At 32.8% G+C, this 14,241-nt stretch carries 11 protein-coding genes; 6 read left to right on the top strand and 5 right to left on the bottom strand.

Features of this window, described 5'->3' with window-relative positions:
• Positions 1–33: 33 nt before the first annotated feature.
• The gene (locus FLAPXU55_RS19915) at positions 34–714 is read right to left on the bottom strand and encodes a DUF4294 domain-containing protein (protein ID WP_053472639.1); all 681 of its coding nucleotides are present in this window, start codon (positions 712–714) and stop codon (positions 34–36) included.
• An 81-nt stretch (positions 715–795) separates the two neighbouring features.
• Between FLAPXU55_RS19915 and FLAPXU55_RS19910 the strand changes: the two genes are divergently transcribed.
• From FLAPXU55_RS19910 to FLAPXU55_RS19885, 6 genes are all read left to right on the top strand, one after another.
• Entirely contained in the window at positions 796–1,884 is a 1,089-nt protein-coding gene (locus tag FLAPXU55_RS19910; RefSeq protein WP_180860624.1) for a M42 family metallopeptidase, read from the top strand.
• A gap of 63 nt (positions 1,885–1,947) precedes the next feature.
• A complete protein-coding gene (locus FLAPXU55_RS19905; RefSeq protein WP_180860621.1) occupies positions 1,948–2,628 on the top strand; it encodes a response regulator transcription factor in 681 nt (226 codons plus the stop codon).
• The gene (locus tag FLAPXU55_RS19900; RefSeq protein ID WP_180860617.1) at positions 2,625–3,986 is read left to right on the top strand and encodes a HAMP domain-containing sensor histidine kinase; all 1,362 of its coding nucleotides are present in this window, start codon (positions 2,625–2,627) and stop codon (positions 3,984–3,986) included. Before FLAPXU55_RS19905 ends, FLAPXU55_RS19900 begins: the two co-directional genes overlap by 4 nt.
• An 87-nt stretch (positions 3,987–4,073) precedes the next feature.
• A complete protein-coding gene (locus tag FLAPXU55_RS19895; protein ID WP_053472643.1) occupies positions 4,074–5,321 on the top strand; it encodes a TolC family protein in 1,248 nt (415 codons plus the stop codon).
• Between the two features lie 12 nt (positions 5,322–5,333).
• A complete protein-coding gene (locus tag FLAPXU55_RS19890) occupies positions 5,334–6,419 on the top strand; it encodes an efflux RND transporter periplasmic adaptor subunit (RefSeq protein ID WP_180860614.1) in 1,086 nt (361 codons plus the stop codon).
• 3 nt (positions 6,420–6,422) lie between these two features.
• On the top strand, positions 6,423–9,521 hold the full coding sequence (locus FLAPXU55_RS19885) for an efflux RND transporter permease subunit (RefSeq protein WP_180860611.1): 3,099 nt from the start codon (positions 6,423–6,425) through the stop codon (positions 9,519–9,521).
• Positions 9,522–9,996: 475 nt separating this feature from the next.
• Here FLAPXU55_RS19885 and FLAPXU55_RS19880 read toward each other — a convergent pair whose 3' ends face one another.
• The 4 genes from FLAPXU55_RS19880 to FLAPXU55_RS19865 all read right to left on the bottom strand — a co-directional run bounded on the left by FLAPXU55_RS19880 (position 9,997) and on the right by FLAPXU55_RS19865 (position 14,118).
• The gene (locus FLAPXU55_RS19880; RefSeq protein WP_053472646.1) at positions 9,997–10,383 is read right to left on the bottom strand and encodes an ankyrin repeat domain-containing protein; all 387 of its coding nucleotides are present in this window, start codon (positions 10,381–10,383) and stop codon (positions 9,997–9,999) included.
• A gap of 465 nt (positions 10,384–10,848) precedes the next feature.
• Entirely contained in the window at positions 10,849–11,979 is a 1,131-nt protein-coding gene (locus FLAPXU55_RS19875) for a glycoside hydrolase family 26 protein (RefSeq protein ID WP_180860608.1), read from the bottom strand.
• A 32-nt stretch (positions 11,980–12,011) separates the two neighbouring features.
• Complete coding sequence (locus tag FLAPXU55_RS19870; RefSeq protein WP_180860606.1) at positions 12,012–12,965, bottom strand: phosphoribosylaminoimidazolesuccinocarboxamide synthase; 954 nt, start codon at positions 12,963–12,965, stop codon at positions 12,012–12,014.
• A gap of 328 nt (positions 12,966–13,293) precedes the next feature.
• Positions 13,294–14,118: a Cof-type HAD-IIB family hydrolase gene (locus tag FLAPXU55_RS19865; RefSeq protein ID WP_180860604.1), complete on the bottom strand. Its 825-nt coding sequence runs from the start codon at positions 14,116–14,118 to the stop codon at positions 13,294–13,296.
• Between the last annotated feature and the right edge of the window lie 123 nt (positions 14,119–14,241).

Below are 14,241 nucleotides of genomic sequence, written 5' to 3'. Positions count from 1 at the left end.
ATATAGTATATATAGTATACTTATATATGTATGTTATTTTTTGTTGAGTTCCTTGGCTTTGGTTTCCCAATGTTCCATAAGATTGTTATAGTTTACGGGATTGGCTGGGGTTTGATTTAATAAACGACCAGATTCGAAGCCGCGTACGAGGATTGTTTCTATTAAATAGTCTTCGTTTACATCGTAGGGTTTATATTCGGTTTTTAAACTTATGTCGAATAAATTGGCTGTTGTATTTGAAACGAAGGCTTTGAAACCACTTTTTAGGTTTTTGATTAACTCATAAGTTGTTTTACCGGTTTGGCGATGCACCAATTTTACAAGAATCTGCCCTTGTTTTCTGGAAAGCTTTTTAAGTCTGTCTTCGAATTCGTTATTAAGGTAGTCTTCTACAATTTTAAAATACTTCTTTTTTTCACGATTGGTTTTCAATCGCGCCATTCCGTTATTTAGTGCCGTTAATCTATCTGCAGCCAATCTTGCATAAGGATACACTTTATAAACCCTGTTTTGCAGAATCTGAAACTGCTTCATTTCTTCGGCACTCATTCTCTCTCCTTTTGAGATAATGATCTCGGGCAGCTGAATAGTATCATTCAGAATAGAATCTTGTTCGGTTAAAATATTGCCCATTTCCTGATTTTCTTTTGGAGTAACCTGGGCTTGACTTGTAAATGCAATCAATAGTAAAAACAAAATACTGGTAAATCTCATAGAGTCTTAATTTAAATGTAAAATTATATATTTATATACAACTCTAATACCAAATTTATAAATTAGCGCAAAAATATTTTTATGAGTACGAAATCTATCTTAACTGATACTTCTGTTGCTTTCCTGGAAAGCTATCTAAATAATGCTTCGCCGACTGGTTACGAAAGTGAAGGGCAAAAATTGTGGATGAATTATTTGAAACCTTATGTTGATACTTTTATTACGGATACATATGGCACGGCTGTGGGTGTTATTAATCCGGATGCTCCTTTTAAGGTTGTTATTGAAGGACACGCTGATGAAATTTCATGGTATGTAAATTATATTACGGATGATGGTTTATTATATGTAATAAGAAATGGTGGTTCTGATCATCAAATCGCTCCTTCGAAAAGGGTTAATATCCATACTAAAAAAGGAATTGTAAAAGGTGTTTTTGGATGGCCGGCGATTCATACCCGCTTGCGTGATAAAGAAGAAATTCCGAAACTGAGTAATATTTTTATTGATCTGGGCTGCGAAACTAAAGAGCAGGTTGAAGCAATGGGCGTTCATGTAGGATGTGTGATTACGTATCCAGATGAATTTATGATTTTGAACGAAAACAAATTTGTCTGCCGCGCGATTGACAACAGAATGGGTGGATTCATGATTGCTGAAGTGGCTCGTTTATTACATGAAAATAAAAAGAAACTCCCTTTTGGATTATATATTGTAAACTCGGTTCAGGAAGAAATTGGTCTTCGTGGTGCCGAAATGATTGCGCATACGATTAAACCAAACGTTGCGATTGTGACCGATGTTTGTCACGATACTACTACTCCAATGATTGATAAAAAGGTGGAAGGTGATTTAAAAATGGGTAAAGGTCCTGTTATTGCTTATTCTCCAGCTATTCAAAATAAACTTCGTGATTTAATTGTAGATACTGCCGAAGAAAATAAAATTCCGTTTCAGCGTCATGCAACATCGAGAGCTACGGGAACTGATACTGATGCTTTTGCTTATAGCAATGGCGGTGTTGCATCGGCTTTGATTTCTCTTCCGTTGCGTTATATGCATACAACGGTTGAAATGGTTCACAAAGAAGATGTGGAAAATGTGATTCAGCTGATTTATGAATCACTGTTGAAAATAGAAAACAATCAAAGTTTTTCTTATTTTAAATAATATTTTTAGAAACATAAATTCGGCTGTTTGTTTTAGACAGCCGAATTTATTAACCAACAAAGCATGAAAATTTTACTACTCGAAGATGATTTTACTTTATCTAAAGAAATCTCCGCATTCTTTACTACTAAAGAATTCGAGTGTATACCTTATTATGATGGTTCTTTATTATTAAAAAAATATTTTCCTTATGAGTATGATTTAATCATTCTCGATATTAATGTTCCCGGCACAAACGGTATTGATGTCTGTAAAGGAATTAGAGAGGTTGATAAAAAGACTCCTATTATAATGCTGACGGCTTTTAGTGAAATTGAAGATAAACTGGCTTCTTTTGATAATGGTGCCGACGATTATTTGGTTAAACCTTTTCATTTTGATGAATTGTACGCCCGAATTTTATCTTTATTAAGGAGAAAAGAAATCCCGCAGCAAACAGAAAAGAAAATTATTGTTGAAGATTTAGAAATTCTGGAAGAGGAAATGAAGGTTTTTCGTTCTGGTGAAGAAATTAAACTTACTCCAAAAGAGTTTAAACTGATTTTAATTTTGGCTCATGCCAAAGGAAAAGTTTTGTCAAAACAATTTATTGCTGATAAACTTTGGGATTATCATATTGAAACGAATCAAAATACGATTGAAGTGTACATTAATTTCCTTCGAAAAAAAATCGATAAAGATCACGAGATAAAACTTATCCGAACCAAAATTGGCTACGGGTATTATTTAAGCAGCGAAGAATGACTTTAAAAAACAGAATATCACTTTTAGTAAGTTTACTGTTTACAATCCTTTTTGGGTTGGCTTCTACGGTGATTTTTGTTTTGTATTCTAATTTTAGAAAAGAAGAATTTCGGGATCGTTTAGAGATTAAAGCACTTTCGAACATCAAACTTTTAGTTAATGTAAAAGAAGTTGATGACCAGCTTTTGAAAATTATTGATCAAAACTCAATCAATAAGTTATATGATGAAAAGACTTTGGTTTTTGATTCTCATTTTAAACTTATTTACAGCAGTATTGATGATGCTAAAATAAACTGGTCTGTTGAGGATTTAAAATATCTTAAAAAGCATAAAACTTTCTTTAAACAGCAAGGTGATTATGAGGTTTATGGTGTTTTTTACGATACGAAGGATAAAGATTTTTATGCTTTAATTTCGGCTACGGATGATTACGGAAAGAGAAAACTGCTTTTTTTAAGATATACTCTCATTATATCTTATATTCTATTTACTTGTATTTGCTGGGTTTTAACTTCGTTTATGGTAAAAAAGGCTATGAATCCGCTGAGTTTATTTCATCAGAAAATAAAAAATATCAACGAAAATAATCTCGACACTCGTATTGCTTCAAAAAGTAATAAAGATGAAATTGATTTGATTGCCAATGAATTTAATTTTATGATGGACCGCATTGAGGTTTCATATCAAAAACAAAAAGAGTTTACGGCTCACGCCTCGCATGAACTTAGAACGCCGCTTTCGAGAATTACGGCTCAAATAGAAAATACAGTTGCTGATCCTGCAACATCTGCAAAAGGAAAAACTTTCTTAACGACTATTTTATCAGATGTAAATCATTTAACGGAATTGATTAGTTCTTTATTGATATTGTCAAAAATTGATAACAATAAAAATAATGAGGACAATGAAGTTCACAGAATGGATGAAATTCTATTTTCTGCAATTGAAAATTTAAAGAAAAGCTTTCCTGAGTTTATTATTTTGTTTGAAATTGAAGAAAGTGACAATTTAGATACTGCATTAGAAGTTAAGGGTAATAAAAACCTTTTAGAGATTGCTTTAATTAATGTTTTAAAAAATGCTTGTGTCTATTCAGATAATAAACAGGCTTTGGTAAAAATAAGCACTCAGGAAAATCATTTGGTTATTTCGGTTTTAAATACTGGAAAAACCTTAAGCGAAGCCGAACAAAAAAATCTTTTTCAGCCTTTTATGCGCGGAAAAAATTCTAAAGGAACTTCTGGTTTTGGTCTTGGTTTGCGTATTGTAAACCGTATTTTAACGCTGCACAAATCTTCTATAAGTTACAGCATACCAAACGATAAGGAAAATTTATTCCAACTATTCTTTCATTAATATTTTATTTTAAGCTAATTTTAAGGTAGATTTTAAGCACTCTTAAAGTCTGGCGATAGCATATTTGTACAAAATAAAATAGATACAATGAGAAAACTATATGCATTATTGCTGCTTGTACTCCTAAATCAGGCAGTTATGGCTCAAAAAACAATCACACTTCAAGATTGTGAGAGCCAGTTTCTTAAAAATAATCTTTTTTTGCTGGCATCTCATTATAATATCGATGCTGCAAAAGCCATGACCATTCAGGCCCGAATATGGGACAATCCAACAATTACTGCAGAATTAAATGCCTACAATCCTGAAAGAGACAAATTCTTTGATATTGGGAAAGAAGGCCAAAAAGTTTTTGGAATTGAGCAGTTAATTTATCTGGGCGGAAAAAAGCGCAATGAAGTTAAGCTGGCACAAACTAACGAACAATTAGCAGAACTTCAGTTTAATGATTTACTTAGAACATTAAAACTGCAGTTACGCCAAAGTTTTTATACGGTTTATTACAATACAAAAAGTCTTGAAATAACAGATAAGCAGCTTGCTCATATTGAAGACTTAATCAACTCCTACTCTATTCAGGCTCAAAAGGGAAATATTCCGTTGCGGGATGTTGTGCGTTTACAATCTCTTTATCTGAATTTTAAAAATGAAAGAATGGAAGTTGTGAATAGCAGTATTGAAGAGCAGGCAAATTTAAAATTGTTATTAAATTCAACTGAAACGATAATTCCCGATGTTTCTAAAGATGATTTTAATAAATATCTAAAAATTATTCCTTTTGATTTAAAATCTTTTGAAGATGATGCTATTGCCAATCGTCCTGATTATTTAGCCAAACAAAAAGAAATTGAAGCCAATGAACTGAATGTAAAATGGCAAAAATCACTTTCGATTCCTGATATTACTTTAGGTGCAAACTACGATCAGCGAAGCGGTGCTTTTAATAGAGAAGCAAATGTTTCTGTTGGAATTCCGCTGCCTCTTTGGAACAAAAACAAAGGAAATATTAAAAATGCTCAGGTCGTTCTGGAACAATCTAAAGTTGAGAAACAAAATTTTGGACTTCAACTGGAAACTGAAATTACATCGGCATGGAATAAATGGGATGAATCCCGTAAAAACTATGCGGTTATCAAACCTACAGTAAACTCCGATTTTGAAGCTGTTTATAATGGAATCTTAACCAATTTTCAAAAGCGAAATATCAGCTTATTAGAATTTACAGATTTTATGGAAAGTTATAATCAAGCTAATATTCAGTTAAATGAATTGAAGAAAAAACTGGCTCTATCAGGCGAAGAATTAAATACTACCATCAACAAGGATTTATTTTAAAATTAAATAATAATGAAACATACACTAATTATAGGAATTGCAATTGTAAGCTTATCGCTTACAGGCTGTAAAAAGGAAGTAGAAAATCCACAGACAAATACTTCTTTCGCCTTGAGCGATAGTATGCTAAAAACTACAAGCACGGCAACTGCAGAAAAACAAACTGTAAAAAACGAATTGAGTTTTTACGGAAAAATAACAGCCGACAACAATAAATTAATTGATGTTTACCCGCTTGTGGGCGGAAACGTGATTAAAGTAAATGTAGAACTTGGAGATTATGTAAAGAAAGGACAAGTTCTTGCAACGATAAAAAGTACTGATGTTGCTGATTTTGAAAAGCAGTCTATCGATGCTAAAAGTGATTTACTGGTTGCGAAAAATAATTTAAAAGTGGCTCAGGAATTATTTGACGGAAAATTAAATTCTGAAAGCGATGTGCTGCAGGCAAAAGCCGAAGTAAATAAAGCGCAGTCTCAATTGAGTAAAATTCAGGAAACGTATAAAATCTATAATATTAAAGCGGGTTCTATTTATGAAGTAACGGCACCTATCAGCGGATTTATTATTCAAAAAAGTATCAATCAGGATATGCTTTTACGTTCTGACCGTTCTGAGAATATTTTTGACATTGCTGAAATCAGTGAAGTTTGGGCGATGGCCAATATTAATGAAATTGACATTAATAAAATTAAACTTGGAATTGATGCAAGTGTAACAACCTTAAGTTATCCTGATAAAGTTTTTAAAGGAAAAGTCGATAAAATTTTCAACGTAATTGATCCTGAAACCAAAGCGATGCAGGCACGTATTAAACTTCAAAATCCGGGTTTTTTATTAAAACCAGATATGAACGCCAATATCAAATTATCATATAACGAAAATGAATCAATGATTGCAATTCCAAGTAATGCGATTGTTTTTGATAAAAGTAAAAATTTCGTCATGATTTTTAAAGATCGCCATAATATCGAAACAAGACAAGTTGAAGTTTACAGAGTTGTTGGCGACACAACTTACATTTCAAGCGGTTTAAAGGAAAATGAAAAAGTCATTACCAATAATCAATTATTTATTTATCGCGCTTTAAACGATTAAGACATGAACAAATTCATACGAAATATAATTGCTTTTTCACTTAAGAATAAAGCATTTACCTTTTTTTGGGTTGGAATATTGGCCGTTGCCGGATTTATTTCCTTCAAAAATATGCCAATTGACGCTTTTCCGGATGTAACGAATACTCAAATTATTATCATTACGCAATGGAATGGTAAAAGTGCTGAAGAAGTAGAGCGTTTTGTAACTACTCCTATCGAAATCTCGATGAACTCGGTTCAGAAAAAAACAAGTGTTAGAAGTATTACGATGTTTGGATTATCTGTTATCAAAATTATTTTTGATGATGGTGTCGATGATACTTTTGCACGTTTTCAGGTAAACAATTTACTTAAAAATGTGACGCTTCCTGATGATGTTGAACCAGACGTTCAGCCGCCTTACGGGCCTACTGGCGAAATTTTCAGATATATTGTAAAAAGTGACAGCCGCGACAGCCGTGAGCTGCTGACTTATCAAAACTGGGTTATTGACAAACAATTACGTGCAGTTCCGGGAGTTGCTGATTTGAATGTTTTTGGAGGACAAACTAAAACTTATGAAGTTGGTGTTGATCCTGTAAAATTAGCTAAATACAATATTACGCCGCTTCAGGTTTATAATGCTGTAAATTCAGGAAACTTAAATGTTGGTGGTGATATTATCGAAAAAAACGGACAGGCTTTTGTAGTTCGTGGTGTTGGACTTTTAAAATCAATATCGGATATTGAAAACATTATTGTAGATGATGCTCACGGAAATCCAATTTTGGTAAAAAATGTAGCTTCAGTTTATGAAAGCTCGATGCCAAGAGTCGGGCAAACCGGAATTGGTAAAAACGATGATGCTGTTGAAGGGATTGTTGTAATGCGTAAAGGTGAAAATGCACAGGAAACTTTAGCATTAATTAAAGATAAAATAAAGGATTTGAATGATAATGTTCTTCCGAAGGATATTAAAATTGAAACTTTTTATGATCGTGACAACTTAATGAATTTCACTACTGAAACGGTAATGCATAATTTATTTGAAGGTATTATTTTGGTTACGTGCGTTGTGTTTCTTTTCATGGCCGACTGGAGAACTACTTTTACGGTTTCTATCGTAATTCCACTTTCTTTATTATTTGCCTTTTTATGTCTAAAAATGATGGGAATGAGCGCCAACTTACTGAGTTTAGGTGCCGTCGATTTTGGGATTATTATTGATGGTGCGGTTGTAATGGTCGAAGGATTATTTGTTGTACTTGATCATCGAGCGCATCAATTAGGAATGACTGCTTATAATAAAATTGCAAAAGGAAGCATTATTAAGAAAACAGGAACAGAAATGGGTAAAGCCATCTTTTTCTCTAAATTAATTATTATTACCGCTTTACTGCCAATTTTCTCGTTCCAGAAAGTAGAAGGAAAAATGTTCTCTCCTTTAGCCTACACTTTAGGATTTGCTTTAATGGGAGCGTTACTTTTTACCTTGACTTTGGTTCCGGTTTTATCTCATATTTTATTGAATAAAAACGTAAAAGAAAAAAATAACCCGTTTGTAAACTTTTGGGACAGAAATGTAGCAAAAGGTTTTGCGTGGACCTTTAAACATAAAGTAAAAACTTTAGTTATTTCATTAAGTGTGATTGCTGCAACTTTTTTCTCGGCTACATTTTTAGGAACAGAGTTTTTACCGCAGTTAAATGAAGGTGCATTATGGGTAACGGCAGAATTACCGATGAGTACTTCATTACCTGAAAGTGTGAAAACCGCGGCGATGATCAGAAAAGATCTGGAAAGTTTTCCCGAAGTAAAAAATGTGCTTTCGCAAACCGGACGAAGCAATGACGGAACAGACCCGAATGGATTTGGATTTATTCAGCTTCAGGTTGATTTGAAACCAAAATCAGAGTGGACACGAAAAATCACGATGGATGGTTTAATTAATGAAATGGATGACAAACTAAAAGTTCATCAGGGAATTACGTATAATTATTCTCAGCCTGTAATTGATAACGTTGCGGAATCTGTTGCTGGTTTTAAAGCTTCAAATGCGGTTAAGATTTATGGTGATGATTTAGATAAATTAGATGAATTGTCGAATCAGGTTCTGGAAAAAATTAAAAATATTCCTGGTATTAAAGATGTCGGAATTCTTAGAAATGTTGGTCAGCCGGAAATTAGTGTAATTCTCGACAGAGAAAAAATGGCTGCTTATGGCGTAACGTTAAGCGATGCGCAGGCGGTTTTAGAATTGGCTTTTGGCGGAAAAACAGCTACTCAAAAATATGAGGATGAAAAGAAATTTGACGTACGAGTTCGTTTTTCTAAAGAATACCGTAAAGACGAAGAAGATTTGGCAGAATTAAAAGTACCAACCATCAGCGGAGCAAAAATTCCGTTGAAAGAAATCTGCGACATTAAAACGATAACTGGTCCGGCTTTTATTTACAGAGATAATACAAAACGTTTTATTGGAGTAAAATTCTCTGTTCGTGACCGAGATTTAGGAAGTACAATTGCCGAGGCACAATCTAAAGTGGCAGAAGTAAAAATGCCGCCAGGTTATACAACAGGCTGGACTGGAGAATTTGAAAATCAGGTTCGTGCCAGTGCGCGTCTGGCTCAGGTTGTGCCAATAAGTTTAATTGGAATATTTGTGCTGTTGTTTATTTTGTTTGGAAATTTCAAAGATTCACTATTAGTTTTAGCTAATGTTCCGTTTGCTGTAATTGGAGGAATTATTGCCTTACACTTAACCGGAATGAATTTCGGAATTTCGGCGGGAGTTGGATTTATTGCTTTACTGGGAATTTGTATTCAAAATGGAGTAATTCTGATATCAGAATTCCATCATAATCTCAAGGCAAAATTCTCCCTTGAAGAATCCATTTTTATGGGAGTAAAAGCAAGAACAAGAGCTGTAGTTATGACTGCACTTATGGCTTCCATAGGTTTAATGCCGGCAGCAATTTCAACAGGAATTGGTTCTGAATCTCAAAAACCTCTTGCAATTGTAATTATTGGAGGATTGGTAACAGCAACAATCCTGACGTTATTAGTATTCCCAATTTTATTCTGGATATTCAACAAGAAAAAACATGCTCCTATAGAATAGCTGCATTTACAATAAAATTAATTTTTGGTTAGATTAATTTGGTTTAGAAAGAAAAGAGGCTGTCTCAACTTTGAGACAGCCTCTTTGTTATTTTACATGTTTCCTTTGTTCTGTAGGAACATTTCATTGGTAGAAGATTATATTGTTATTAATGGTTTACGTTCCGTTGGAACGTTTGATTTTGGACATTGTCTTTAATAAACTGAGCTGTCAAACGTTCCAACGGAACGTAAATGTGGCTAACCGTTATTTTTTTCTACCTACGAAACATTCCTATGGAATGATAAATCGGATATCAAAAAGTGACCAATTAAGTCACTAAAAAAACAAAAATAATTATAGTAAAAGATCCGACTCACTTTTGAGACAGCCTATTTTTGCTTATATAAATTATTCAACGAAACAATAGAGTACAAAAAAACGGCCATCTGTTCAAAGATGGCCGTTTGTGTACTAACTCAAACTTTTTAAACTATTATTTTGCGTCTTTCAAAAGTGCAATAGCTTCTGTAGCATTTGATAATTGAGCAAATTTTAATGCTGTATATCCTTTTTCATTTTTATCTGATGGACGAGCACCAGCTGCTAATAAAACTTTAATGATTTCAACTTTGTTGTAACGAGCTGCAGTCATTAATGGAGACATATCGTCTGATTTTTCGTTTACATTAACACCGTATTCAATAAATTTCTTTACTGTATCGATATCTCCTTTGCTTACAGCAACTACTAGGGGTGTTCCGTCATCGTATACAGCTGATACTGCAACTTGATTTTTAACTACTGATGTGTTATTTGAAGCTGTTGCTACATTTACAAATGTTACTAAAGCTAATCCTAAATAAATAACTGAATTTTTCATAATGATTGGGTTTGTTAAATTGATTGATAATTATTTGATTGATAATGAATTGATTTAAATTCTTGACAAATGTAATCTAATTTTAGTAACTTGTATTACCAAGTACTTTGTTTTAACTAATTCTTAACGTTTTATTAATGAATTCGAAATATTGTCTTTCTAAAATTGAAATTCTATATAAAAGACGCAGCAAATGTAGAAATGTTACACGAATTCAAATATTTTTTCATTTTGGATAGTAGTTTTTTTAAGAAAAATTAAAAGCAATACTCCACCTTTTTAACTATACAATATTATTATGCTCAAAAAAGGCAGAAATTTTTCATTAAAACAAAATTTTTAAGCAAGATTTTGTGGATTTCTCACTAAAATAAAAAACTTTCGCAGCAGGTATATAAAATAGGAAAAATCCTAAATTATAACGAAGTAGTTTTTAGTCATGAATTTAAAAAAAGAGGAAATTATTTAAAATTTCCTCTTATAAATGTTCTTTAAATCGTTTTCAAATAAAGTGTAGGGATCATTATAAAATTTAAGAAAATCTTTTTCGCTTATCTGCCCAGGAAATGGAGCATAATAATGTGTTGGACTTTTGGCATCATTTCTCCAGACTAAAACATAGCAGAGTTCTATTTTTTCTTTTTGCAGGGATTTCAACAGCGTTTCTGTCCACCATTTTTCATTAGGAATAGATTCTAAACCTGTTTCTGTAAAAGCGGCAAGTTTTTTCTTTTGAATAGCAATATCAGATATGATTTTGAGTTTTTTAATTCCAGCATCTAAATCATATTTTCCATCACGTCCAAAATCGCCGTAATCGTCCATTCCAAATAAATCTACATAATCATCGCCGGGATAACGTTCTAAATATTCTGATTCTGAATTAAATCGATTATCTGGAGAAAAGGCGTAAATAAAATTATGGACTTTTAAAGTATCTCTTAAATAAGAAACTGTAAACTGCCAGACTTCTATAAAATCTTCGCGGGAAGTATATTTTTTCCCCCACCAAAACCAATCACCGTCAAATTCATGAAAAGGTCTGAAGATCATTGGAACCAATTTTCCGTCTTTTGCTTTTGCAGAATGAGCAAAATCGGCAATAGTTTTTAAAATTTCCTTGTATTGTTCGTGACGCGAACCTCCTTTTTTGATTAACGACATTGCTGCTACAGAAACAGAATCTTTCCAGTAAAATCCGTTTTTAGAAACCGGATTATTAAAATGCCAGGAAACAGTTGTGATTCCGCCGCGTTCATAAGTATCAATAACATTCTTTCTTAAAACTGTTTTTGTTTTTTCAATTTCTTCTTTTGAATATCCTGAAAAACCGCTGAAATCAATTCCAACAACTGCAGGATGTGAACCGATAACTAATTTTATATCCGATTTATTCGGTTCATTACTCCATCCATGGCCATATTCTAAAGCGTGCTGATGACCAAATAAAATATGTTCTTTTGAAATAGCTTTTAAATTGTGATATAAAATTTTGGTTTCTTTTGTGGCTTTTTTATCAATCTGTGCAAAAAGAAAATGCCCTGTTATCATACATATAGATAACAAGGCATTTGTTTTATTTGTTATAAAGTTCATGGTTTAAATAGTTAGTTTAAACCCGAAAATTACTATTTCGAACTTAAGTATTGTAATACGTTTTTATCAATACGTTGGTCAATATTATCAATATCTGCTTTCACGAATTTTTCTCCTAAAATATTCTCGTACAATTCAATATATCTTTCAGAAACAGATTCAATATAAGCATCTGTCATATCTGGAATCTGCTGTCCTTCTTGTCCTTGAAAACCGTTTTCGATTAACCAGCGGCGAACAAATTCTTTAGATAATTGTTTTTGCTCCTCTCCTTTTTCTTGTCTTTCTGCATATCCTTCTGCATAAAAATAACGTGACGAATCCGGAGTATGAATTTCATCAATTAAAACAATTACTCCGTCTTTTGTTTTTCCGAATTCATATTTGGTATCCACTAAAATTAATCCGCGAGAAGCAGCAATTTCAGTTCCTCTTTGAAATAAAGCGCGAGTGTATTTTTCTAAAACTAAATAATCTTCTTCTGAAACAATTCCTTTTGATAGAATATCTTCACGAGAAATATCTTCATCATGCGAACCATTATCCGCTTTTGTAGTTGGCGTAATAATTGGTTCCGGGAATTTATCATTTTCTTTTAAACCTTCTGCCATAGCTACACCGCAGATTTGTTTTCTTCCTGCTGCATATTCACGTGCTGCATGTCCGGAAAGGTAACCGCGAATAACCATTTCTACTTTAAAAGGCTCACATAAATGTCCAACAGCAACGTTTGGATCTGGAGTTGCAATTAACCAATTCGGAACAATATCCTGTGTTAATTCCATGAATTTTGTCGCAATCTGGTTCAAAATTTGTCCTTTGTACGGAATTCCTTTTGGTAAAACCACATCAAAAGCCGAAAGTCTGTCAGTTGCTACCATTACTAAAAGATCGTCATTGATGTTATAAACTTCTCTAACTTTTCCGCGGTAAACTGATTTCTGATTCGGGAAATTAAAATTTGTGGTTGTAATTGTATTGCTCATTATCTTAGTTGTGTTGTTTTTTATGAATGCAAATTTAAAATTATTTCAGAGAGTTACATCATCAAAGAAAAAGATAAATAAGAAATGTTATTAATTGGGTTTGGTTTGCCACAAATTACACGAATTTCCACGAATTGTTTGTTGAAGTAATTGAGATGATTCTCTAGCTAAAAATTTGTGATAATTTAGGTTTGGTTTGCCACGAATTGCACGAATTTTCATAAATTATTTGTTGAAGTAGTCGAGTTGATTTGCTAATTAAAAAATTCGTGGAAATTTGTGTAATTGCTTCGCCTGTTCGCTATCGCTCGGGTCGTGGCAAAAAACTCTAGACTAGTTCTTTATCCAGTATTTTTGAAGCGATATATTTTGCTACGCCATCTTCGGCATTTGTTTTAATAACTTCTAAATCAGGTAAAGTTTCTTTTAATAATGCGGGTGCATTGCCCATAATTAACCCTTTTCCAGACGCTGATAACATTTGAACATCATTAAAACCGTCTCCAAATGAAACTGCTTCGGCTAAAGTGAAACCTTCTTTTTCCAAAACTTGTTCAATTGCAACGGCTTTATCTATTGACTTGTCCATAAATTCTAAACAAGTTGGTAAGCTGAAAGCATGGTGTAAATGTTCTGAAGAATTGGCTAAAACGTCATCTTTTAGTTTTACTAATTTTTCATGGTTATCGCATGAAAAGAATATTTTAATGGCGCCAAAATCTTCCAGCGTTTTATAATCTACTAATTCCGGACGATAATTTAATTCTGACTGATAAGCATTTAGTTTTTCGCTTATTCTGTTGGTCTGCCAAACATTTTCTTTAAATAAAACTACTGTAATTTCAGGATCGATTTCTACATTTAAAGCTGCTTTTACAACATCACTATTTAAATTAAATGCAAAAAGCTCTTCTTTATTTGGTGAATGAATTCTCGCTCCGTTTGAACTCACTAAATAAACGGGAACTTCAAGTGTTTCAACAATAGCCATTGCATCAAGATGATGACGGCCTGTTGCAACAACTAAAAGATATCCTTGATTGTGAAGTTCCTGAAAAATGGATTTAGTATAATCTGAAATTTTGTGTTGAGTGTTGAGTAAAGTTCCGTCAAGATCACTTACTACGACTTTTATATTTTTAAGTTTTGTCATATCAATATCAAATATTTATGATGTGCAAATTTACGGCTTTACGCTCAGCTGAGCAAAGATTACGAGCCTTGAAAGCCAAAAATGGGGCAAGTTTATTATTTATTTAACTATTCCGTTAAATAC

It is taken from the genome of Flavobacterium panici, from assembly GCF_903819335.1.
Classification (GTDB): domain Bacteria; phylum Bacteroidota; class Bacteroidia; order Flavobacteriales; family Flavobacteriaceae; genus Flavobacterium; species Flavobacterium panici.
This window is presented reverse-complemented; position numbering and strand designations above follow the sequence as displayed.

Excerpts from the sequence above, each read along its gene's own strand:
- FLAPXU55_RS19915 (WP_053472639.1), bottom strand. The coding sequence starts at position 714 with ATGAGATTTACCAGTATTTTGTTTTTACTATTGATTGCATTTACAAGT.
- FLAPXU55_RS19910 (WP_180860624.1), top strand. The coding sequence starts at position 796 with ATGAGTACGAAATCTATCTTAACTGATACTTCTGTTGCTTTCCTGGAA.
- FLAPXU55_RS19905 (WP_180860621.1), top strand. The coding sequence starts at position 1,948 with ATGAAAATTTTACTACTCGAAGATGATTTTACTTTATCTAAAGAAATC.
- FLAPXU55_RS19900 (WP_180860617.1), top strand. The coding sequence starts at position 2,625 with ATGACTTTAAAAAACAGAATATCACTTTTAGTAAGTTTACTGTTTACA.
- FLAPXU55_RS19895 (WP_053472643.1), top strand. The coding sequence starts at position 4,074 with ATGAGAAAACTATATGCATTATTGCTGCTTGTACTCCTAAATCAGGCA.
- FLAPXU55_RS19890 (WP_180860614.1), top strand. The coding sequence starts at position 5,334 with ATGAAACATACACTAATTATAGGAATTGCAATTGTAAGCTTATCGCTT.
- FLAPXU55_RS19885 (WP_180860611.1), top strand. The coding sequence starts at position 6,423 with ATGAACAAATTCATACGAAATATAATTGCTTTTTCACTTAAGAATAAA.
- FLAPXU55_RS19880 (WP_053472646.1), bottom strand. The coding sequence starts at position 10,383 with ATGAAAAATTCAGTTATTTATTTAGGATTAGCTTTAGTAACATTTGTA.
- FLAPXU55_RS19875 (WP_180860608.1), bottom strand. The coding sequence starts at position 11,979 with ATGAACTTTATAACAAATAAAACAAATGCCTTGTTATCTATATGTATG.
- FLAPXU55_RS19870 (WP_180860606.1), bottom strand. The coding sequence starts at position 12,965 with ATGAGCAATACAATTACAACCACAAATTTTAATTTCCCGAATCAGAAA.
- FLAPXU55_RS19865 (WP_180860604.1), bottom strand. The coding sequence starts at position 14,118 with ATGACAAAACTTAAAAATATAAAAGTCGTAGTAAGTGATCTTGACGGA.